Annotated in this window: 21 protein-coding genes; all 21 read left to right on the top strand. The window is 51.2% G+C overall.

From position 1 onward, the window contains the following. Nucleotides 1–3 precede the first annotated feature (3 nt). Nucleotides 4–978: a tRNA pseudouridine(55) synthase TruB gene (gene truB, locus ACFO9Q_RS00940; protein ID WP_379177698.1), complete on the top strand. Its 975-nt coding sequence runs from the start codon at nucleotides 4–6 to the stop codon at nucleotides 976–978. A 46-nt stretch (nucleotides 979–1024) separates the two neighbouring features. Beyond that, a complete protein-coding gene (locus ACFO9Q_RS00935) occupies nucleotides 1025–1975 on the top strand; it encodes a bifunctional riboflavin kinase/FAD synthetase (protein ID WP_379177696.1) in 951 nt (316 codons plus the stop codon). A gap of 161 nt (nucleotides 1976–2136) precedes the next feature. Beyond that, nucleotides 2137–2406 carry a 30S ribosomal protein S15 gene (rpsO, locus tag ACFO9Q_RS00930; RefSeq protein WP_197933845.1) on the top strand — a complete coding sequence of 90 codons (270 nt, stop codon included), beginning with the start codon at nucleotides 2137–2139 and terminating at the stop codon, nucleotides 2404–2406. Nucleotides 2407–2569: 163 nt separating this feature from the next. Beyond that, entirely contained in the window at nucleotides 2570–4651 is a 2082-nt protein-coding gene (gene pnp / locus ACFO9Q_RS00925; protein WP_379178024.1) for a polyribonucleotide nucleotidyltransferase, read from the top strand. A 180-nt stretch (nucleotides 4652–4831) separates the two neighbouring features. Then, complete coding sequence (locus tag ACFO9Q_RS00920; RefSeq protein WP_379178022.1) at nucleotides 4832–5833, top strand: polysaccharide deacetylase family protein; 1002 nt, start codon at nucleotides 4832–4834, stop codon at nucleotides 5831–5833. A gap of 50 nt (nucleotides 5834–5883) precedes the next feature. Beyond that, a complete protein-coding gene (locus ACFO9Q_RS00915; RefSeq protein WP_379177694.1) occupies nucleotides 5884–7149 on the top strand; it encodes a M16 family metallopeptidase in 1266 nt (421 codons plus the stop codon). After that, a complete protein-coding gene (gene dut / locus ACFO9Q_RS00910; RefSeq protein ID WP_379177691.1) occupies nucleotides 7130–7573 on the top strand; it encodes a dUTP diphosphatase in 444 nt (147 codons plus the stop codon). The genes ACFO9Q_RS00915 and dut overlap by 20 nt, the downstream gene beginning before the upstream one ends. A 128-nt stretch (nucleotides 7574–7701) precedes the next feature. Then, the gene (gene dpsA / locus ACFO9Q_RS00905) at nucleotides 7702–8601 is read left to right on the top strand and encodes a dipicolinate synthase subunit DpsA (protein ID WP_379177689.1); all 900 of its coding nucleotides are present in this window, start codon (nucleotides 7702–7704) and stop codon (nucleotides 8599–8601) included. Continuing rightward, nucleotides 8598–9176, top strand: a complete 579-nt coding sequence (locus tag ACFO9Q_RS00900; protein WP_379177687.1) for a dipicolinate synthase subunit B — start codon at nucleotides 8598–8600, stop codon at nucleotides 9174–9176. Before dpsA ends, ACFO9Q_RS00900 begins: the two co-directional genes overlap by 4 nt. Nucleotides 9177–9342: 166 nt before the next feature. Beyond that, entirely contained in the window at nucleotides 9343–10380 is a 1038-nt protein-coding gene (locus tag ACFO9Q_RS00895) for an aspartate-semialdehyde dehydrogenase (RefSeq protein ID WP_379177685.1), read from the top strand. A gap of 64 nt (nucleotides 10381–10444) precedes the next feature. Then, entirely contained in the window at nucleotides 10445–11659 is a 1215-nt protein-coding gene (gene dapG, locus ACFO9Q_RS00890) for an aspartate kinase (RefSeq protein ID WP_379177683.1), read from the top strand. A 218-nt stretch (nucleotides 11660–11877) separates the two neighbouring features. After that, nucleotides 11878–12750: a 4-hydroxy-tetrahydrodipicolinate synthase gene (gene dapA, locus ACFO9Q_RS00885; protein WP_379177680.1), complete on the top strand. Its 873-nt coding sequence runs from the start codon at nucleotides 11878–11880 to the stop codon at nucleotides 12748–12750. A gap of 260 nt (nucleotides 12751–13010) precedes the next feature. Then, nucleotides 13011–14690, top strand: a complete 1680-nt coding sequence (locus tag ACFO9Q_RS00880; RefSeq protein WP_379177678.1) for a ribonuclease J — start codon at nucleotides 13011–13013, stop codon at nucleotides 14688–14690. A gap of 185 nt (nucleotides 14691–14875) precedes the next feature. Continuing rightward, the gene (locus ACFO9Q_RS00875; protein ID WP_379178020.1) at nucleotides 14876–15598 is read left to right on the top strand and encodes a ClpP family protease; all 723 of its coding nucleotides are present in this window, start codon (nucleotides 14876–14878) and stop codon (nucleotides 15596–15598) included. Further along, nucleotides 15595–15822: a YlzJ-like family protein gene (locus tag ACFO9Q_RS00870; protein ID WP_379177676.1), complete on the top strand. Its 228-nt coding sequence runs from the start codon at nucleotides 15595–15597 to the stop codon at nucleotides 15820–15822. Before ACFO9Q_RS00875 ends, ACFO9Q_RS00870 begins: the two co-directional genes overlap by 4 nt. Nucleotides 15823–15895: 73 nt before the next feature. Continuing rightward, a complete protein-coding gene (locus ACFO9Q_RS00865; protein WP_379177674.1) occupies nucleotides 15896–18694 on the top strand; it encodes an FtsK/SpoIIIE family DNA translocase in 2799 nt (932 codons plus the stop codon). Between the two features lie 115 nt (nucleotides 18695–18809). Beyond that, nucleotides 18810–19604 carry a spore cortex-lytic enzyme gene (gene sleB, locus ACFO9Q_RS00860; RefSeq protein ID WP_379177672.1) on the top strand — a complete coding sequence of 265 codons (795 nt, stop codon included), beginning with the start codon at nucleotides 18810–18812 and terminating at the stop codon, nucleotides 19602–19604. Between the two features lie 146 nt (nucleotides 19605–19750). Further along, nucleotides 19751–21031, top strand: a complete 1281-nt coding sequence (gene yfmF / locus ACFO9Q_RS00855; protein ID WP_379177670.1) for an EF-P 5-aminopentanol modification-associated protein YfmF — start codon at nucleotides 19751–19753, stop codon at nucleotides 21029–21031. 4 nt (nucleotides 21032–21035) lie between these two features. Further along, complete coding sequence (yfmH, locus tag ACFO9Q_RS00850; protein ID WP_379177667.1) at nucleotides 21036–22322, top strand: EF-P 5-aminopentanol modification-associated protein YfmH; 1287 nt, start codon at nucleotides 21036–21038, stop codon at nucleotides 22320–22322. Between the two features lie 14 nt (nucleotides 22323–22336). Then, entirely contained in the window at nucleotides 22337–23065 is a 729-nt protein-coding gene (gene ymfI / locus ACFO9Q_RS00845; protein WP_379178018.1) for an elongation factor P 5-aminopentanone reductase, read from the top strand. Nucleotides 23066–23208: 143 nt separating this feature from the next. Continuing rightward, nucleotides 23209–23472, top strand: coding sequence for a DUF3243 domain-containing protein (locus ACFO9Q_RS00840; RefSeq protein ID WP_379177665.1), 264 nt, complete (start codon nucleotides 23209–23211; stop codon nucleotides 23470–23472). The last annotated feature ends 28 nt before the right edge of the window (nucleotides 23473–23500 follow it).

Raw genomic sequence — 23500 nt, 5'->3', positions numbered from 1 at the left:
CGAATGGATGGTATATTAGCGGTATGGAAGCCGGCAGGCTGGACCTCTCATGATGTCGTGGCCAAGGTGCGGGGCATCCTGCGCACGAAGCGGATCGGACATGCGGGTACACTTGATCCTATGGTCACGGGAGTGCTCCCGCTCTGCATCGGCCGATCAACCCGCGTTGTCGAGTACTTGCAAGATCGACCGAAGGCCTATCGAGCCGTTCTTCAATTCGGAGTGGCTACAGATACGGAGGATACGACAGGCAACATCATCGAAGAAGCAGCTCAGGTTACGCTGACTGAAGAAGATATTCACCAGGCTCTTCGCAGCTTCGTGGGCGAGATTGACCAGGTTCCTCCTATGTTCTCAGCCGTGAAGGTAGACGGCAAGCGGCTGTATGAATTGGCAAGGGAAGGGGTTACCGTGGAGAGGAAGTCGCGCCGGGTAACGATCTATGAGATAGAATTGCTGGACATGCAGCTGAACCAGCCTCGTCCAACGATAACCTTCACAGCGGTATGCTCCAAGGGTACATATATCCGAACGTTATGTGTGGATATCGGCAAGGCTCTAGGAGTTCCTTCCGCCATGGCAGGTCTCACTAGGACGATGTCTGGCGGCTTCACCGAGAAGGATTGCTTGACGCTTGAGCAGATTGCTGAACTGGCGGCTGCAAGGGAGATGGAGAGCAAGCTTCTTCCTGCGGACAGTGCGCTATCCCATCTGAAGCGGGTTGAGATTAACGAAGGACTTGAGAAGGCTGCACTTCAGGGGCAGAAGCTCCCTTATGACCGTATCCATACGGACGTACTTGGCCGAGTTCAAGCCGAAGCCGAAGCTGAAGTTCAAGCTGAAGCTCAATCTGAAGCGCATGATAACAATCTTGTCACCGTATATAATGAATCGGGGCGGTTCATCGGAATCTATGAGCAGGATGCCGACTCATCTGTTCTGAGACCGGTTAAGGTGTTCGCCGGTCAGTCCTCATAGATGGACGTCTTAGGGATTCAATAACAATGAAATGCAGGTGTTATGGATGGAGATCATCTCACTATCTTATCCTATAGAAGACCTATCCGAGCGCAGCTCATCGGATCATGCCCTGTCGCTGGCGATCGGTTACTTCGACGGCGTCCACCGGGGCCATCAGAACGTAATCGGCGAGGCGGTTAAGGCAGCGAAGGCGGGCGGCATGCAGTCTGCGGTGATGACCTTTCACCCTCACCCCCGTGAAGTGCTTGCCCGAGGCGAGCATTACTTCACCTGCTTAACACCACTGGAGGAGAAGTTGGAGCTCTTCGCCGCGCTTGGCGTGGATATGGTATACGTCGTACGCTTCGACTTGTCCTTCGCGGCTGTGACGCCCAAGCAATTCGTAGATGAGGTTCTTCGTCCGCTTGGAGCGAAGCAGGTCGTTGTAGGCTTCGACTTCACCTTCGGCTATCAAGGTCAAGGCACTCCGGAAGCTCTTCGTGAGCTGGGGTACCCCGACCTTCAGGTTACGATTGTTGAGCCGTTATGCGACAAGGGAACGAAGGTCAGCTCCACGTATGTTCGTCAAGCTCTGAGTGAAGGGCAAGTGACGCTGGCAGCGGATCTGCTTGGCCGGCCTTACGAAGTCATCGGGACAGTCGTTCATGGCGACGGGAGAGGGCGTACGATCGGCTTCCCTACCGCTAATCTGGACTTGTCTCATTCCTATGTCATTCCGAGGCTTGGCGTCTATGCGGTCAGAGTACATTATGAAGGAGCTTGGCATTACGGGGTGTTGAATCACGGGAATAAGCCAACGTTCAAGCAAGGTGGTGTACAACCCGTCATGGAGGCACACTTGTTCAATTATGATGGGGATCTATATGGTCATGAGGTTCGTGTGCAGTTCCTGTCATTCCTTCGTCCTGAACAGAAGTTCGGCTCCGTGCATGAGCTCATCGAGCAGATTGGCGTGGATGCTGCAACAGCGAAGCGTCAGTTCGGAATTGAGTAGGACAGGAACATAAGAGTTTACTTTAGACTTCGGGATATGGTATACTTACAAGCGTTGTGAATTGCTCTTGAAGCATGAAGCACTTAACCTTAGCTTGGCCCTTCGCTCTCACTTGGCGATGGCGAGGCTAACGGCGATTATTGAATAGGAGGTGAACTAGGATGGCTATTACACAAGAACGCAAGCACGAGTTGATTGACACTCATAAGACACACGCGAGTGACACAGGGTCACCAGAAGTTCAAGTTGCTATCCTTACGGAGAACATTGTTAACTTGACACAACATCTTCGGGAGCACAAGAAGGATCATCATTCCCGTCGCGGTCTTCTTAAGATGGTAGGTCAGCGTCGTAAGTTGCTAGCATACCTGAAGAACAAGGATGTACGACGTTACAGCGCATTGATTGAGAAGCTCGGTCTTCGCCGATAACAGACGCGTCACGAGAAGCAACCTGGTTGTCTTGCCGCCCGGGAATTACCGGTGTGGCAATATCAGGTTGCTTTTTGTAATATACCGATGGTTATCGTTCGGATAGGTTCAAATCTGTGAAATACATACCCCTAAGGAGGGAACCCGATTGCAACAAGTTCAAATGATGCTTGGAGGCAGGCCGCTCACGATTGAGACAGGCAGACTTGCAAAGCAAGCTAATGCAGCAGTTACGGTACGTTACGGCGATACCGTTATTTTGTGTACCGTCACCGCTTCATCCGGCCCGAAGGATCTCGACTTCTTCCCATTAACGGTGAATTACGAAGAGCGTCTCTACGCAGTAGGTAAGATTCCAGGTGGATTCATCAAGCGTGAAGGCCGTCCAAGCCAGAAGGCTATACTGGCGAGCCGATTGACAGATCGTCCGATCCGTCCTCTCTTCCCAGAAGGCTTCCGTAACGATATTCAGATCGTTAACCTGGTTCTAAGCGTAGACCAGGATTGTCCTCCGGATATCGCTGCTATGGTTGGTACGTCTGCGGCGCTGTCCATCTCTGATGTTCCATTCAACGGTCCTATCGGCGGCGTAAGTGTTGGCCGGATTGATGGCCAATTCATCGTTAACCCGACTGTGGAACAGGAAGCGAAGACCGATATCTTCGTCGTCGTTGCCGGAACGAAGGATGCCATCATGATGGTAGAAGCGGAAGCGAACGAAGTGCCGGAAGATGTCATGCTTGAAGCGATCATGTTCGGTCATGATGAGATTAAGAATATCGTTGCGAAGATAGAGGAGCTGCAGCAGCTTGCCGGCAAGCCGAAGATGGAAGTGAAGCTTCATGCGGTAGACGAGCAGGTGAATGCAGCAGTTCGGGCATTCGCATCTGCTAGACTGGTTGAAGCCATTCGTATTCCAGAGAAGCATGCTCGCCAAGAAGCCATTGATGCTGTGAACAGCGAAGCCGTCGCACACTTCGAAGTGCAATATGTAGATACTCCTGAGCTTCTCTCTGACGTGAAGGAAGTGCTCTATGATATCGTGAAAGAAGAAGTGCGTCGACTCATTACGCATGACAAGGTTCGTCCGGATGGACGGGCGCCAGAGGAGATTCGTCCAATTGAGTGCGACGTAGCTCTGCTGCCAAGAACGCACGGCTCCGGCTTGTTCACACGCGGTCAGACACAAGCTCTCAGCATCTGTACTCTAGGAGCACTAGGCGATGTTCAGATTCTCGATGGCATTGACCTCGAGGAATCCAAGCGCTTCATGCATCATTACAACTTCCCGCCGTTCAGCGTAGGTGAGGCTAGACCTCTTCGTCCGCCAGGACGCCGTGAGATTGGTCATGGCGCACTAGGCGAGCGTGCTCTGTCCAAGGTTATTCCATCCGAGGCGGACTTCCCTTACACGATTCGTCTGGTATCCGAAGTGCTGGAGTCGAACGGATCGACATCCCAAGCAAGTATATGCGCAAGCACACTTGCGATGATGGATGCCGGGGTGCCGATCAAGGCGCCAGTTGCTGGTATCGCGATGGGTCTGATTAAGGACGGCGAACACTTCTCGATTCTGTCCGACATTCAAGGGATGGAAGACCATCTAGGCGATATGGACTTCAAGGTTGCCGGTACAGCTGAAGGCGTAACAGCGATTCAGATGGACATTAAGATCGATGGCATCGATCGCAGCATTCTGAGCCAGGCGCTTGAACAGGCCCGCGAAGGCCGCATGCATATACTTGGCAAGATGACCGAAGCGATGTCGTCTCCTCGTACAAGCCTATCGCAATATGCGCCTAAGATTCTGACGATGCGCATTAATCCGGATAAGATTCGTGATGTCATTGGTGCCGGCGGTAAGATCATCAATAAGATTATTGAAGAGACCGGCGTTAAGATTGATATCGAGCAGGATGGTATGGTGTTCATCGCCTCTTCGAACGAAGAGATGAATCAGAAGGCGAAGAGCATTATCGAAGGAATCGTCAAGGAAGTAGTTGTTGGCGAAGTATACCTCGGTACAGTGAAGCGTGTAGAGAAGTTCGGCGCATTCGTTGAGATTCTGCCTGGCAAGGAAGGCTTGGTTCACGTCTCCCAGCTGGCGAATGAACGTGTAGCTAAGGTGGAGGATGTCGTGAACGTTGGCGATCAGATTACAGTCAAGGTAACTGAGATCGATCAGCAAGGCCGCGTCAATCTATCCCGCAAGGCAACACTAGCTCCTCAAGTACCTGCACAATAACTTTATCGTACACGACGAAGTCCCATAAGTCCGTTTCTTAAGAGAGCCAGATTCTGTCTGACTCTTTTTTGGCATGTCATCATAAACTCGTCCAACCCCTCATAGGATGGAGCAAGTGTTGTGTTAGGGACAGCTGATGAGGTGGCTTATGCCTTAGGGGGGACGGATACGGTGAGAAGAATGAGAATAGCAGCTGCAGCAATCGGCTGTATGATTCTGTTGCTGACTCTTGTACAGACCAATAGTGGAATGACGAATTACTTGACGTTCCTGAAGCAGACGAAGACGGCTGGCATTACGGATCAAGTTCAGAGTGCGAACGCTGAACGATGGGATGAAGCTAAGCTCAGGGAGCATCTAACCGCTGTAGCCAACGAGCGTAACATCCCGCCCGTAGATGCGCGCGTTGATCGTGTATGGAAGGCTATCCCAGGCTATAATGGGCTGGAGCTTGATATGGAGAAGACTGTACAGCAAGCGGCTGAATCACCGTCATCCGAGCCGTTGATCTACTACTATAAGCAGATCCCCCCTAAGATAGGCCTTGATCAGCTTGGACCGCAGCCGATCTATCGCGGCAACGAGAACAAGCCGATGGTGGCAATCATGATTAACGTAGCTTGGGGCAATGAGTACCTTGAGGCCATACTGGAGACGCTCGATCGTGAGAAGGTCAAGTCCACCTTCTTCCTGGATGGGACTTGGCTCAAGAATAACGTAGAGTTAGCGAAGAAAATTAAGGCGCAAGGACACGAACTGTCCAATCATGCCTATTCCCATCCCAATATGAGCCAGCTTGGCCGTCAGGCTGCTTATGCGCAGATTGCGAAGACCGAGAATCTGCTGAAGGAGAAGCTGGAGGTGAACAATAAGTGGTTCGCTCCGCCATCTGGCGACTATAATCTAATGACGGTTCAGGTAGCGTCCCAGTTAGGGCTTAAGACCGTCCTATGGACGATCGATACGGTCGATTGGATGAAGCCGACGCCAAGCTCAATTGTGAGCAAGATTAAGGCTAAGCTTGAGCCCGGCGCACTTATCCTCATGCATCCAACAGCTTCCTCGCGAGATGCTCTGCCGGGAATGATTGCGGCTGCTAGAAGCAGAGGCTACGCCATTGACACCGTTACGAGCACGCTCTCTTCTGACAGAGTGACCCCTTCGGTTGAGGGGCGACCTTAATTTTGTTACACTACTATGGAGTCTCATTCGTAGTCTAGGAGGACATACATTTGAACAAATATACATTAAGCAACGGACTGCGTGTTGTCGTGGAATACATACCTACTGTACGATCCGTATCCTTCGGTATATGGGTGAAGACCGGCTCGCGGAACGAGACGCCGGAGAACAACGGAATCTCTCACTTCATTGAACATATGTTATTCAAGGGGACGAAGCGCCACACGGCGAAGGATATTGCAGATCTGTTCGACGGTATCGGCGGCAACGTCAATGCCTTCACAGCGAAGGAGTATACATGTTACTTCGCCAAGGTGCTTGACGAGCATCTTCCGATTGCGGTTGATGCACTTGCAGACATGTTCTTCGAGTCTCAGCTGGATGCAGAAGAGCTGGCGAAGGAGAAGAACGTCATCTTGGAGGAGATCTCCATGTATGAAGACACTCCCGATGACAAGGTTCATGACGAGGCTTCCCGCGCGGCGTTCGGCAATCACCCGCTCGCTTACTCCATACTAGGATTGGAGGAGCGGCTCACTGCCATGGATTCGGATACTCTGCGACGTTATATGGGAGATCGCTACGGCATTGACCAGACCGTCATCAGCGTCGCCGGCAATGTGGAAGAGAGCAAGCTGCTCGCTCTGTTAGAGGAGCACTTCGGCAGGTTCTCGAACAAGGGCAAGGAGCAGGAGATCGAGAAGCCGGAGTTCCAAGGCGATTATATTTTCTATAAGAAAAAAACCGAACAAAACCATATCTGCCTGTCCTTCCCTGGCTGCTCTATAACAGACCCGCAGATCTACGCTATGATTCTCCTTAATAATGCGCTTGGCGGAGGGATGAGCTCCCGATTGTTCCAGGAGATTAGAGAGAAGCGGGGACTTGCTTACTCTGTCTATTCCTATCATACCTCCTATGCTGATTCGGGCTTGTTCACCGTCTATGCGGGCACGGCTCCGAAGCTGACGAAGGAGGTGCTCGATCTAACGATGGAGCAGCTTGGCGAGCTGTCTGTGATGGGATTGAGTGAAGAGGAGCTCCACCGCGGCAAGGAACAGCTGAAGGGAAGCCTTATTCTCAGCTTGGAGAGCACATCGAGCCGAATGAATCGGCTTGGCAAGAATGAACTCATGCTCGGACGCCATTATACGCTTGATGAGCTGTTGCAGCGAATTAGCAATGTCTCGATGAACGATGTTCAAGAGGTAACGAAGAGGCTGCTCTCCGTTCCGTTCGCTGTCGCGATGGTCGGTTCCACGGATAAGGCTGCATCACAATTAGGGAGGGACCGATTTGTATCAAGTATTATTTAAGCGGCTAGAAGGCAATGAGGAGCTGGCGCTGCCTGCACGAATGTCGGAATGGGCTGCAGGCTTCGATCTGCAAGCGGCTGTACCTGCGCCAGTTGTCCTTGCTCCAGGGGAGCGGAAGCTAATCCCGACAGGCTTCGCGATGGCGATGCCTGCGGAGCTTGAAGCGCAGATTAGACCTCGCAGCGGCCTCGCTTACAAGCATGGAATTACTTGCTTGAATACCCCGGGAACGATTGATGCCGATTATCGCGGCGAGGTGAAGGTGCTGCTCGTGAATCTGGGGCAAGAGCCGTTCACGATTGAGCGCGGTGAGCGAATTGCGCAGATGGTGTTCCAGGTCGTTCCTGCCGTATCCATTAAGGAGAGCAGTGAGCTTCCTGATACCGTTCGCGGAGCTGGCGGATTCGGTCATACAGGTGTGTAATGTTTTACTTAGGACGATTAACCCGTTTAGGCGGGCTAGTCGTCCTTTTTTGTATCTTCCTATTCACCCTCATCTGGGCTGGGGCATAAGATGTTGTTATCGAGGTGCAGAAAGGAGTGAGACCCTTCATGCTTACAGGAGTTCAGATCTTGCTGCTCGGCGGAGACGCAAGACAGCTAGAGGTCATTCGGAAGCTCACAGAGCTGGACGCAACCGTGACGGTTGTTGGATTCGAAGGATTACATTCGCCGCTTGACGGCGCGATTAAGGCTGAACTGGAACCTACCCTGTTCGATGCTATTGATGCACTCTTGTTGCCAGCTGTCGGCACCGATGATACGGGACTTATACCAGCTGTGTTCAGTGACCGTGAGCTGAAGCTGACAGAGGAGCATATCAAGCGCTTGCCTAAGCATTGCAAGGTATATGCCGGCATGGCTAAGCCTTATCTGCGGCAATTGTGCAACAATGAACAGATTGAGCTCATTGAATTATTCGACCGGGATGATGTAGCGATCTATAATTCCATTCCGACTGCAGAAGGCGCCCTTATGATGGCGATTCAGAACACGGATATTACGATTCACGGCTCAGCCAGCATGGTGCTCGGATTCGGCCGAACCGGCTTTACGTTAGCTAGGACTCTGCAAGGTCTAGGAGCGAATGTGCTCGTCGGAGTGCGACGTACAGAGCACTTTGCGCGTGCCTTAGAGATGGGGTTTAAGCCTTTCTACATCAAGGATTTAGTCTCTTTTGCAAGGAATATTGACTTGCTTTTTAACACAATTCCGACTATGATAGTCACAGCGCAAATTATCGCCAATTTACCCTCGCGTGCCGTCATTATTGACCTTGCTTCGAAGCCTGGCGGAACCGATTTCAGGTTCGCCGAGAAGCGGGGAATCAAGGCGATGCTCGCACCCGGTCTACCCGGTGTCGTAGCACCCAAGACAGCTGGACGTATCATAGCGGAATGTCTATGTCAGTTGATTTTGGATGATTCGACAGAGCGGGGGAATGGGATATGAATTGGTCCGGACGTACGGTTGGTTACGCCTTATCAGGTTCACATTGCACATTGGCAGAAGTAATGCCTCTTATACAGCGGTTTGTCGATGCAGGCGCTAGTGTAGTGCCGATCGTCACGCAGACAATTATGACAACAGACACAAGGTTTGGGAAGTCAGAGGATTGGCAGACACAGCTGAAGGCTATTACGGGGAATGATATTATCTCTACCATCGTAGAGGCGGAGCCGCTTGGTCCGTCTAAGCTGCTCGATGTTCTTGTCATTGCCCCATGCACGGGGAATACGACAAGCCGATTAGCGAATGCGATGACTGACAGTGCAGTGCTGATGGCGGCCAAGGCGCAGATGCGCAACGGGAGGCCGGTCGTGCTCGCAATCTCCACGAATGACGGGTTAGGTTTGAATGCCGCGAACATCGCTAAGCTGCTAGTGGCTAAACATATTTATTTCGTTCCATTCGGCCAAGACAATCCAGTTCAGAAGCCGAACTCACTCGTAGCGAAGATGGATCTAGTCATGGAGACATGCGAATCCGCTCTTCAAGGCAAGCAGCTGCAGCCTTTATTGATTTAACGGGCTGAAGGATACGAAACGGTACTAGCCGCTTGTTGGCCGGTCACCGTTTCGATTTGTTTGCTATACAGATGAGATATGGACATAGCATTTGATTAATGTCCGTAGACTTTTTCCCAAGGGGGAAGGGAAGCGGTTATTCATCCATGGAGGGGAGACGACACAGATGTCGAATCAGAAATTGTTTAACGTTGCCGTAGTTGGCGCAACAGGTGCAGTAGGGGAACAGATTATTAAGCTGCTTGAGTCTAGAGAATTCCCAATCAATGAGTTGAAGCTGCTGTCTTCCGCCAGGTCGGCAGGCACCCGTCTAACGTTCAGAGGCAAGGAAGTTCTCGTACAAGAGGCTACTCCTGACAGCTTCAGAGGTGTTGAGATCGCCTTGTTCAGCGCAGGCGGCGACGTGACGAAGGAGCTTGCACCTCATGCGATAGCGCATGGAGCAGTGTGCATAGACAATACGAACGCCTTCCGAATGGACCCTGAGACTCCCCTTGTCGTTCCAGAGGTGAATATCGAGAAGATCAACGAGCATAAGGGACTGATTGCTAATCCGAATTGTTCGACTATTCAGATGGTTGCAGCCCTTAAGCCTCTTCAAGACAAGTATGGCATTGCGAAGATAATTGTCTCTACTTACCAAGCTGTATCGGGGGCAGGAAGCCGCGCCATTGATGAGATGCTCCGCCAGACCCGTGCTTCCTTGGACGGTGATACAGTTAACCCAGATATTCTTCCGGTTGGTTCGTTGCCGGTCAAGCACCAGATTGCATTCAACGCGATTCCGCAGATTGACAAGTTCCAAGAGAACGGCTATACGCTCGAAGAGATGAAGATGGTTCGCGAGACGAAGAAGATTATGGGCGATGAGTCCATTCAAGTAACGGCTACTTGTGTACGTATTCCAGTCGTATACGGTCACTCGGAGTCCGTCTATGTAGAACTCAAAAATGACTACGATCTGGAAGATGTCAAGCAGCTCTTGGCGAATGCTCCGGGCATTACGCTTGTAGATGATCCAGCAGCTCAGCAATATCCGCTGGCTACAGAAGCAGCCGGCAAGCCTGATGTATTCGTAGGAAGACTAAGAAGAGATCTAGGTACCGAGCGCGGTCTTAATCTATGGATTGTATCAGACAACCTGCTTAAGGGCGCAGCATGGAACGCGGTACAGATCGCAGAATACATCGCTATCGGTCAATAATACTCCGAAGAATTACCAATAGGCTTCAAGTCAGACATCATAAGGATCGGTACGGAGGAATAGTATGCGCATCCTGGTTCAGAAGTTCGGAGGCACTTCATTGTCTACCGACTACGCTCGCAATCATGTAATTAGACATATCGTTAGAGAACAAGAACACGGCTATCACATTGTGGTGGTCGTGTCCGCTATGGGTCGAAGCGGAGATCCCTATGCAACGGATACTCTGCTTGAGCTCGTTCGGGAGAGCGGGGGTGTCATTCCGCCACGGGAGAGAGACTTGCTGCTAGGCTGCGGTGAGATCATATCTGCTGCAACTCTATGCAGTCTGCTTCATGCCAGGGGCATTCCGACTGTCGTACTGACTGGCGGTCAAGCAGGCATTCGAACGGACCATGGCTTCGGCCAAGCACGAATTACTTCCATTGCACCTGATCCCATTATTAAGCATCTGGGCGAAGGCAAGGTAGTCATCGTTACAGGCTTCCAAGGAGCAACTGAAGAGGGCGATGTAACGACACTAGGACGTGGGGGCAGTGACACATCGGCTACGGCAATCGGTGCCGCGCTGCATGCGGAGATGGTTGACATCTACACGGATGTGAACGGAATACTGACCGCTGATCCTCGAATAGTTGAAGATGCGCGTCCATTGTCGATTGTGAGCTATGCGGAGATCTGCAACATGGCTCATCTGGGTGCTAAGGTTATCCATCCCCGTGCTGTGGAAGTGGCCCAGCAAGCACGAATTCCATTCCGCGTCAGATCCACCTTCTCTGAAGATGAGGGTACATTAGTGACGGACCTTCAGCCTATCGGATTAAGCGCCGCAGTGAAGGACCGCCATGTGACCGGCATCGCTCATGTGAGCGGGGTTACGCAGATATCCGTTCATGCTCTGGATGGTCAGAACGATGTCCAGCTGCAAGTATTCCAGGCAATGGCCAAGCATCATATCAGCGTCGACTTCATTAATGTTACTCCTGGAGGAGCCGCTTACACGGTGTTCGACCACGATGCGGAGCGAGCGTTGGAAGTGCTGGATGAGATCGGATACAAGCCGCATGCCGTACGCGGATGTGCGAAGGTATCCGTCATAGGCGGAGGGATGAACGGGGTCCCTGGCATTATGGCCCGTATCGTTGAAGCGTTAACCGAGCAAGGAATCATGATTCTGCAATCGGCGGACTCTAATACGACCATCTGGGTGCTTGTCCGTCAAGAGGATATGGCTGGCGCATTGCGCGCCTTGCACAACAAGTTCGAGCTCCACAAATAGACGCAGCATGCTTACGAAGTCAGTTTTTCCTACGGAAAAACAAGCTTATGCTTACGAAGTCAGTTTTTCCTACGGAAAAACAAGCTTATGCTTACGAAGTCAGTTTTTCCTACGGAAAAACAAGCTTATGCTTACGAAGTCAGTTTTTCCTACGGAAAAACAAAGCTAATGCTTACGAAGTCAGTTTTTCCTACGGAAAAACTATAGGAGGATAAATTATGGAGTTCGGGAGACTTATAACCGCGATGGTTACGCCGTTCGATGGAGATGGTCAGATTAACTGGACAGCAGCCGGAGAGATGATTGACTATCTAATCGGCGAGCAGCAAAGTGACAGTCTCGTTGTATGCGGAACAACAGGCGAATCACCTACATTGTCTGATGATGAGAAGCTGGCGCTGTTCCGCTATGCGGTAGAGCGTGCTGCTGGACGCTGCCGAATTATTGCCGGAACCGGAAGCAACAATACGGCCCATTCCATCCATCTGACGCAATTGGCTGAGGAAGCCGGCGTTGATGGCATACTTCTGGTTGCGCCTTACTATAACAAGCCAAGCCAAGAGGGACTCTATCAGCACTTCGCAGCTATTGCAGCAGCTACTTCTCTGCCTGTCATGCTCTATAATGTTCAGGGTAGAACAGGGGTGAACCTGTCCGTAGAGACCACGCTCCGACTGGCTGAGCTGCCTAACGTAGCTGCGACGAAGGATTGTGCCTCACTGGAACAGCTCACTCAGATTATTACTGGTGCTCCAGCTGGATTCAGAGTATACAGCGGAGATGACAGCTCTGCTCTGCCAGCACTGTCTGTAGGGGCATATGGCGTTGTAAGTGTAGCTTCGCACATTGTTGGGACGAAGATGAAGCGTATGATTGAGGCTTATGTGGGAGGCCAGGTAGCAGAGGCTGCTGAACTGCACCGGGAGTGTTACCCTGTGTTCTCAGGTCTATTCAACTGCCCTCATCCCGTGCCGAATCCGGTCGCGGTGAAGTACGCACTTACGCTTAAGGGTATGAGTGTTGGCGGAGTAAGGCTTCCACTCGTAGAGGCAACGGAATCAGAGAAGACATTCATAAGCAAGCTGGTATAAAGGGTAGATCAATCTAATTGACTGCAGCCGGTGCGTACAGCATCGGTTTTATTTTTTAGGGAAAAACTAACGGTTACATACCTTTCATGGGTTTCACTTGTGTTCCATCTTTTTCTTCATGTATAATGAGTTCAAGTGACTGGGTGCGGCATTTTATGTAAGTTGAAGGAATGAATAACCGTCAGGAGCGGCGTCCGACGGACTAATACACATGTTACGAAGCAATTGCTTCACGAAACTAGTAGGAGGTATAGATACACTTGTCGAAGAAGAACAACCAGGATAAGCTGCTAATCTTTGCATTGGGCGGCGTAGGCGAGATCGGTAAGAATATGTACGTCATTCAATACGGCAACGATATTGTTGTTGTCGATTCAGGGCTCAAGTTCCCTGAAGAAGATATGCTGGGAATAGATATCGTTATACCGGACATCTCTTATCTAACAGAGAATAGGGACAAGGTTAGAGCGATTCTCATCACTCACGGCCATGAAGATCACATCGGCGGATTGCCATATGTACTGAAGCATCTGAATGTTCCGGTATATGGCACCAAGCTGACGCTAGGTCTAATCGAGAGCAAGCTGAAGGAAGCAGGGCTGCTCGGCGAGACGAAGCGGATTCTAATTAACGTCGATTCGGAAGTTCAGCTCGGTTCGATTCGCGCCAGCTTCTTCCGCACCAATCATAGTATTCCGGATTCAGTCGGCGTATGCCTGGACACTCCGGAAGGAACCGTCGTTCATACGGGCGACTTCAAGTTCGACCATACACCGGTTAATGAACAGTATGCTGATCTGCAGCGTATGGCTGAGATTGGCAAGCGCGGAGTACTTGCGCTACTGTCGGACAGCACGAACGCAGAGCGTGCCGGATATACGCCTTCTGAGGCGAATGTCGGTGAAGAGCTCGAGGATATTTTCCGCAAGTCCACCCAACGCGTTGTCGTCGCAACGTTCGCGTCTAATGTACACCGAATTCAACAGATTATTAACGCATCGATAGCAACTCGCCGCAAGATTGCTGTCGTTGGCCGCAGTATGGTTAATGTCGTTAGCATCGCATCAGAGCTAGGGTACCTCAACATTCCTGAGGGCATGATTATAGAGCCTGAAGAAGTGAACAAGCTTGCCGCTGATCGCGTAGTGATCCTCTGCACAGGCAGCCAAGGCGAGCCGATGTCGGCGCTGACGCGTATGGCTCGCTCCACTCACCGGAAGGTAGATATCCTGCCAGGAGATACCGTCATTATTGCTGCGACTCCGATTCCAGGTAATGAACGTTATGTAGGCCGTACTGTAGACGAATTGTTCCGTCTAGGTGCACATGTCATCTACGGACCAGGTTCCGTATCCGGTGTTCACGTATCCGGTCACGGCAGCCAGGAAGAGCTTAAGCTGATGCTTAACCTCATTCGTCCGAAGTACTTCATTCCGATTCACGGCGAATATCGTATGCTTCGTCAGCATGCACAGCTTGGTGAAGCCGTTGGCATTGAGAAGGAGAACATCTTCGTCATTGATAACGGGGATACCGTCGAATTCCAGAATGGCAATGCACGCAAGGCTGGCAAGGTACAGGCAGGTAATGTCCTTATCGATGGCCTTGGTGTAGGTGACGTCGGCAATATCGTCTTGAGAGATCGTAAGCTTCTCTCCCAGGACGGCATTCTCGTCGTAGTCGTTACCCTCAGCAAGCAAGATGGAGCGATCTTGTCAGGTCCAGACATCATCTCAAGAGGATTCGTCTATGTGCGTGAGTCCGAAGGATTGCTGGATGAAGCGAACCGCATTGTCACATCTACGCTTAACAAGCTGATGAGCGACAAGGTGAATGAATGGGCTTCACTGAAGACGAATGTGAAGGATGCTCTGGGACGTTTCCTCTACGAGCAGACTCGCCGCCGTCCGATGATTCTGCCTATCATTATGGAAGTATAGTTTGAACGCAACCTAGTTATACAGCACCAGCATTAAGAGGCTCATGAAGACCCTGAAGATAGATAAGGGGCTTCATGAGCCTCTTTTTTGGTGCATAATATCCATTGTTCACCTCATACTATGACGAGCCCTATTATCCTAAGGAGGTCATGATTCAAGTGAGTATACAACAATCGGCTATCGTGATGAAGGTGACAGGTGAACAGCCCGACCCTAATACGGACAAGAAGGCTAATCCGGTCATGGAAGCCATTCAGCAGCTAGGCCAGACCACCGTTCCTACAGCAGAGTCCAACATCTTCTGCCTCTCCATTATTGGACAGGTGGAAGGTCATCTGGTGTTGCCTCCTCAGAACAAGACAACGAAGTATGAGCATCTCATCCCTCAGTTAGTGGCAGCCGAGCAGAACCAGAAGATTGAGGGACTTCTAATCGTTCTGAATACAGTAGGAGGGGATGTAGAAGCCGGGCTGGCGATTGCAGAGATGATTAGCTCCCTTACGAAGCCGACGGTCACCCTTGTGCTGGGAGGCGGACACTCCATTGGGGTACCGATTGCTGTATCAGGGAATAAGTCCTTCATTGCTGAATCTGCAACTATGACTATACATCCGATTCGGCTGAATGGACTTGTCATTGGAGTTCCTCAGACCTTCGAATATCTGGATAAAATGCAGGAGAGAGTTGTTCGATTCGTTACCTCTCATTCCAACGTAACCGAGGAGAAGTTCAAGGAGCTCATGTTCAAGACCGGAGAACTCACTCGTGATATCGGCACGACCGTCATTGGGGCCGATGCTGTAAAGCATGGACTAATTGATGCAATTGGAGGCTTAGGAGCAGCTCTGCAGGAACTAAACCGTCTGATTGAGGAGAAGAAGCAGAGCAAGGAGGCTGTCCTCTCATGACCTTGTATACGGCAATGCCATTAGAGATTGTATTGAACGGAATGGATGATGAACGAGAGCCTTACCAGGAGCTGTGGATTCAAGGTGTTCATATGCAGGTGGAGCCGATAGCTCCAGGCATGGCTAAGGTTGTCAGGCTGCTGCAATGCAGTCTCAATGATTATCTGAATCCGCAATATGCGCCAGGTGCCGTCATTCAGTACGGACTTCCACCGCAAGAATGATGAAGCTGTGCCCTCCGTCATGTAGGAACATTCATCCACCTATGGTATAATGTTTTATCAGAGGTGACGAATTTTGGCCAAACGGAGAAAGAAGAAATCTTCTATTGCAACAAGCTTGAAATACGAAGTGTATGGCATTTTGCTCATTACGATATCGGTCATTGCTTTCTCAGGTGAGGCTACAGTCGGCCGCTCGCTGTCCAAGCTGTTCGGTCTCTTACTGGGCAAGTTTTATTTTGTGCTTGCTCTTGTAGGTATCTATGTTGGACTCGCCGTTATGGTGAAGAGAGTATGGCCGAAGGGATGGTCGAACAAGAAGACAGGCATCCTGTTGCTTGTACTTGCTCTTACGCTGAACAGCTCAATTAAGGAGATTCAGCAGAAGTTTAATCAGAATCCGGCTATTGAACAGACATCCGGCGCTATTTTCAACCAATTAACCTCGGACATCAGATCCTCATTGCTGACCTCGGATGCGAACCGTGCTCAAGCAGGCATGACGCAGCAGGATATTAGCGGGGGCTACGTTGGAGCGATTCAATATACGATCCTGTTCTCCTTATTCGGTTATTATGGAGCCTATCTCATGATGATCGTCATGTTCGCAATCTCCCTAATGCTGATGACAGGCAAGTCCTACGTGGAGCTAATCCGCATGGTAAGGAAGAGAGGAACGAGACTAATTCGGTTGATGGCTGCGAAGTGGTCACAGAGACCAAGACCGGCTGCCGTGCCAGTCCCTCCATCAGGTCCAGGGAGCAGAGGCAGGAAGCCAGAACAAGCTGTAATCGACTCGGATGATAACGATCTGGATGATGATTATGACGGGTACGCCGTTAGTCCCGCCCGGAAGAAGCGTTCCTTGTTCTTCTCATGGCTGACGCCGGGACAAGAGACTTCCGAGAAGGGGCGTCCAGCCCACCAGCAGGATGAATGGCTGATGGACGAAGAGGAAGCGGGGAGAGCTTCAGGGATTCAGGCAGCTAGACCTCACTGGTCTAAGGATTGGGAGGAGGACTGGGATGAATCGCAGCCTCCTGATGATCTGATCTACCAAGAATCTCACCAGCGCAGCGCGGCTCATCCGGCTTGGGAAGAGGACGCCTCGAACCCAGGAATGACTAGCGATAACTTAAGGGATGTATACGAGAATATAGAACAGGCGGCTCCCTGGTCTGAGCCATGGCAAGCTGAGGCGCAGCCTCATGCGACAAGCCTCCCTCACAAGGATAGGCTCTCGGGCGGAGATGATGACGATGATGCTGAGGCTAGTCTAGCCGTACCAAGCCAATCTGGAAGCAGCCACACGCTAGGCCAGGAAGTCCCATTAGCAGCGGATGATGCCGTCGATGGAGCAGTGAATAGCGAGTCGCCCGCGATCGTAACAAGTGAAGTTAGCTCTGAGGGCTCAGCAGCTACTGCAATAGGAACCGAGCATCCGAAGGAGAAGCCATATCTGCTTCCTCCATTCTCCCTGCTTACGAAGCCCAGCTTGATTGGCCGCACGAGCGAAGGGGCGGATTCCATGGATTCCCGCCGCAAGCTAGAGGCAACACTTGAGAGCTTCGGAGTTCGGGCGAAGGTGCTGGATGTCGTCAGAGGTCCTGCAGTAACCCGGTATGAGGTGCAGCCGGCTACTGGAGTGAAGGTTAGCCGTATTGTCAGTCTGACCGACGACATTGCGTTAGCGCTAGCTGCTAAGGATATTCGAATGGAAGCACCTATTCCAGGTAAGTCTGCAATCGGAATCGAAGTGCCGAATATGGAAGTGTCGGTCGTTACGATGAGAGAAGTGATGGAGACTGCGCCATTCCAGAATGCGCCATCGAAGCTGTCCATTGCATTCGGACGAGATATATCGGGGATGCCGATTATCGGCAATCTGGCGAGAATGCCCCATCTGCTCGTTGCAGGAGCTACTGGGTCTGGCAAGTCCGTCTGTATCAACGGGATTATTACAAGCATTCTGTACAAGGCAGCTCCAGATGAAGTGAAGTTCCTCATGATTGACCCTAAGATGGTTGAGCTTAACGTATACAACGGTATCCCGCATCTGCTGGCACCTGTCGTTACGGACCCGCGGCGTGCATCGCTTGCGCTTAAGAAGATTGTTGTCGAGATGGAGAAGAGGTACGAGCTGTTCTCCAAGTCTGCAACGAGGAATATCGAAGGATACAATGCGCTCGTTGCTGAGAATCCTGCAGCGGTACTTCCCTACATCGTCGTCATCGTCGATGAGCTTGCTGACCTCATGATGGTTGCAGCGAATGATGTAGAGGATTCCATTGCAAGGCTTGCCCAGATGGCTCGTGCAGCGGGTATTCACCTCATTATCGCGACACAGAGGCCTTCTGTAGATGTCATTACGGGAGTAATCAAGGCGAATATCCCTTCACGCATAGCCTTCGGTGTATCGTCACAGGTGGATTCACGGACGATTCTGGATATGGCAGGAGCGGAGAAGCTGCTGGGCAGAGGGGATATGCTCTTCCTGCCCGTCGGCATGTCCAAGCCGATTCGTGTGCAGGGGGCATTCCTCTCTGACCAAGAGGTGGAGACGTTGGTTAGCTACGCTAGAGATCAGGCAGAGGCGGAGTACAAGGAAGACCTTGTGCCTGAGATTGATGATGAGCAAGGCAGCGACGGAGAGATTGTGGACGAGCTGTATGATCAGGCAGTTCAGATCGTGGTGGATGCGAAGCAAGCGTCGGTCTCGTTGCTGCAGCGCCGCATGCGAATTGGCTACACTAGGGCAGCCAGACTGATTGACCAGATGGAGGCGCGAGGAATCGTAGGCCCTTATGAAGGAAGCAAGCCGAGGGAAGTTCTAATGACGATCGACCAGCTTCAAGCGAGCCGCATACCCTCTTAAGCCGTCATGGAATGAAGATGAATCGTGCATAGAAGAACATCTGCTATCTCATACTAGAGTTAGGTAAGGCTACCTTAAGCCAACTAACTTGCAAGAGAAAGGCAGACTTGAAGCTATGAGAAATCGATTGATTGCACTCACTGTCGTTATGGTGTTCCTGTTGTTCGGAACCTTCACTCTCCTGCATGCTGGAGACGGAGAAGCAACAGAGACATTCAGCAATGCCCAGCTGCAATACGGTTCTTCGGGCAAGGATGTATATGAGCTGCAAGGGCGCCTGAAATATCTGGGGTACTTCAAGGGCAAGGTTGACGGTCAATTCGGTACCGATACGAAAAATGCAGTCACCTGGTTCCAATGGAAATTCGGTATAAAGTCCGATGGAGTGGTCGGGTCGAAGACGAAGCTGAAGCTGTGGGAGGCAACGAAGGATTGGAAGCCAACCGCAGAGGACTCACCAGGCGGAGGAGCTTCCTCTCAGAAGAAGCCAGAATCAGGCGCTAGTGAAAAAAGCGGCGGAGACAGCAATCTGCCCAAGAACAACCACTTAAACCTGTCTGCGAATGATCTGAAAATTATGGCTAACGCTGTATATGGAGAAGCTCGTGGAGAGCCTTATGAAGGGCAGGTTGCAGTTGCGGCAGTCATCCTTAACCGGTTGAAGTCGCAGAGCTTCCCGAATACGATCTCCGGCGTCATCTTCCAGCCTCTCGCATTCACGGCCGTAGCAGATGGACAGATCTGGCTGACTCCTAATGCCAAGGCTAAGGAAGCGGTTGAGGATGCCATTAACGGCTGGGACCCGACTGGCGGATGTACTTACTATTTCAACCCGGTGACGGCTACTTCCAAGTGGATCTGGTCTCGCCCTCAGGTCAAGACGATTGGCAAGCATATTTTCTGTATGTAAAACAGTACCCAGGAAGCAGCCCGGGCATGCCTTGTGCAGCTCTGGTTGCTTCTTTCTTTTCACATGAGTTAGAATGGAATAGGACCTTGAGAACTGGAATAGATTGACTTATAAATGGCAGATACAAGGGAAGGGAGCTACTACCCGTGAGTCAATTCGAGCGAGGGGCAACACCCCGCATTCGGCTGCATGTGCTGCCGACGAAGCGCTTCAAAACGTACGCGATATCCTTATTCGCGGGCATCCCGCTGACTGAAGAAACGGTCACAGCTACAGCGCTTACTCCATTCGTGCTGAGGAGGGGGACAGCTTCAACCCCTGAGACGATTGCCTTCCGCGAGAGGCTGGATGACTTGTACGGGGCGGGCTTCGGCTTCGATGTGTACAAGCGCGGCGACGCGCAAGTGGTGCAATTCCGGATGGATGTCATTAATGACCGATTCGTTACTTCTAATACGCCGCTGTTAGCGGAGTCAATCAAGCTGCTTGGCGAAGTGCTGACCAGTCCAGCGAAGGACGGAGATGTATTCCGAACCAAGTATGTTGCAGCAGAGAAGATTACACTGCGTAAGCGACTCGAAGCTATCGTCAACGACAAGATTAGATATGCAGCAGAGCGCTGCCTGGAAGAGATGTGTGCGGATGAACCTTATCGCCTGCATGCGCTGGGTCGGTTAGAGGATCTGGATCACTTAACTCCGGAAGCTCTCTACAGTCAGTATCAAGAGTGGCTGGGGAAGGCTTCATTCGACTTGTACGTAGTTGGTGATACAACTCTTGAGGAGGTTCAGCGGCTCGTATCGGAATCGTTCCAGATGCGCAAGGCAGAGGGAGAGGCTGCTGCCTACAGCAAGCCGGATGTTATCCATCCTATCGACCAGGTGAAGACAGTGGTGGAACGGATGGAAGTGAGTCAAGGCAAGCTGAACCTCGGTCTTAGAACGAATATCGGATACGGAGATGAGGATTACCCTGCTGCTCTTGTCTACAATGGAATCCTCGGAGGGTATCCACACTCCAAGCTGTTCCTGAACGTACGGGAGAAGCAGAGTCTGGCCTATTATGCGGCTTCCAGATTGGATGGACATAAGGGGATTCTAACCATTCAATCAGGCATCGAGATTGCCAACTATGAGCGAGCTGTCACCATTATTAAGGAGCAGCTGGAGAGCATGAGGCAAGGTGAGCTGTCTGAACTCGAGATGAATCAGACGAAGGCGATGATTGCCAATCATCTCCGTGAGGTGCAGGATTCTGCTTACGAGATGATCTCTTATGACTTCAATGCGGTGCTGTCGGGCAAGGTTCGTACGGCTCAGGAGCTGCTTGATCTGGTGCAAGCTGTAACAGCTGAAGACATCGTTCGAGTGGCGAATAAGACTGAACTTGACACGATATACTTCTTGCGTGACGGGGAGGAGGAGTAGCATTATGGAAGCATTGACCTATCCGAATGTGGAAGAGACGTTATTTTACGAAGAGATGCCGAACGGGCTGAAGGTGTATGTCCTTCCGAAGGAAGGATTCCAGAAGACATACGCGACCTTCTCCACGAAGTATGGTTCGGTGGACAATCACTTCGCTGTAGGGGAGCAGCCTCTCATTAAGGTGCCGGATGGCATCGCTCACTTCCTGGAGCACAAGATGTTCGAGGAGCCGACAGGGGACATCTTCGCTACATTCGCCTCACAAGGTGCTTCAGCTAATGCATTCACCAGCTTCGATCGGACGGTGTATCTCTTCTCAGCTACTGAGCAGATTCATGCTAACCTTGAGACGTTAATCAACTTCGTTCAGAACCCTTACTTCACGACTGAGAATGTGGAGAAGGAGAAGGGCATCATCGAACAAGAGATCAATATGTATCGGGATAATCCGGATTGGCGTGTCTACTTCGGATTAATTGATGCGCTGTATCATAATCATCCCGTGCATATCGATATTGCTGGAACGGTGGAGTCCATCCGTCAGATTGACAAGGATACACTCTACCAGTGTTACGAGACGTTCTATCATCCGAGCAATATGATTCTATTCGTGGTTGGCGGAGTGAAGGCTGAAGAAGTGTTCGAGCTTGTACGCAGCAATCAAGCGAGTAAGACCTTCGATCAGCAAGGACCTATCAAGCGATCGTTCGAGGAAGAGCCGGTCTCCGTCAAGATTCCTCGGCAAGTCATTCACCTTCCCGTGTCGCTGTCCAAGTGTATGCTTGGCTTCAAGGATAAGGTGACGGGTCTTGTTGGTGCAGCATTGCTGGAGCAGGAGGTCGTGACGAAGCTCATGCTCGAGACCTTGCTGGGAGCGAGTTCCAAGCTGTATCAGGACCTGTACGATGATGGTCTGATCTCGGATTCATTCGGGCAGGAATACAATTCCACCACCGACTATTCGTTCTCTGTCATCGGAGGGGATACGAACGATCCAGATGAATTGTTGAATCGAGTGAAGCAGGGCATTCTACAAGCTCTGGACAGTGGGCTCGAGCCAGCTGCATTCGAGCGTTCCAAGCGCAAAAAAATCGGAGGATACCTCCGCATGCTTAACTCCCCTGAAGCAATCGCCGGAGAATTCACCAGATATCGGTTCCGTGATTCCGACATGTTCGACGTTCTAAGCGCCTATGAGAATAGTACTCTCGAGCAAGCGAACGCTCGCCTCCGCGAGCACTTCGACTTCAATCAACTGGCGGTATCCATCGTCCAGAAGCCTGGGGCTTGAAGCCGCTGCAGCAGATGACGGTCTTGATTACCGGGGGGAGCCGCGGCATTGGCGCAGCGATTGCGCTGCGCTTCGCGGCGGAAGGGGTCAATATCGTCATCCACTATTCGCAATCACATGAATCCGCTAATGATACGGCAAGGCGTTGTATGCGGCTTGGCGCGAATGTCATGACCGTAACTGCGGATCTGCGCTCCAAGGAGCAGCTCGTTCGGATGAGGGAGAAGCTGGAGGCGCATGGTATGCTTCCCGATATTCTCATTAACAATGCGGGCATTGCTCACTATGGCATGCTTGCGGATGTTAGCGAGCAGGAATGGGACGATGTCATGTCGGTTAATCTGAAGGGTATGTTCTTATGCACCCAGCTATTCATGCCGTCCATGATTGCCCAGCGCTATGGCAGAATTATTAATGTCTCCTCAATCTGGGGAATGTCCGGAGCTTCGTGCGAGGTGCTGTATTCTACTACCAAGGGCGGGATGAACGCCTTCACGAAGGCGCTCGCTAAGGAATTGGCACCATCAGGCGTGACCGTCAACGCGGTAGCTCCAGGAGCAGTAGACACCATTATGCTTGACAATCTGGATGCTGAAGAGAAGGCCGCGCTTCAGGAAGAGATTCCTGCAGGACGATTCGGGCAGCCTGATGAGATTGCTTCGCTTGTCTACTTCCTCTCCTTGCCTGAATCTTCCTATATAACGGGACAAGTTATCTCACCCAATGGCGGTTGGCACACGTAACTAGTCTTATACGCACTTGCAACAATTAGCACTAGCCAGGTCATTCGTATAAAGGCATAGCCATTCGCACACAATACCTCTGTTGTTGATTCCTCTCACTGACCCTGAGCTTAATGAATCATAATTTACAGGAGGCGAATGGCATGTCAAATACCGTGTTGTCTGACTTCGATACTTGGAAGCAATTTCTAGCATCCCGTGTAGAGCAAGGTAAGAAAATCGGCTTAAACGATGAGACGATCTCGAACTTAGCGTACGAGATCGGTTCATTCCTGGATGCGAAGGTAGATCCGAAGAATGATGAAGAGCGCGTTCTGAAGGAAATCTGGGACGTGGGCGATGAAGCAGAGCGCAAGACAATTGCAACCTTAATGGTGAAGCTGGCCCAAGTACAGAACCACTCGTAATTCTATTGTTTTTGCAGCAGCCGTTTCA

This window comes from Paenibacillus sp. GCM10023252 (assembly GCF_042653305.1).
Lineage (GTDB): Bacteria > Bacillota > Bacilli > Paenibacillales > Paenibacillaceae > Pristimantibacillus.
This window is presented reverse-complemented; position numbering and strand designations above follow the sequence as displayed.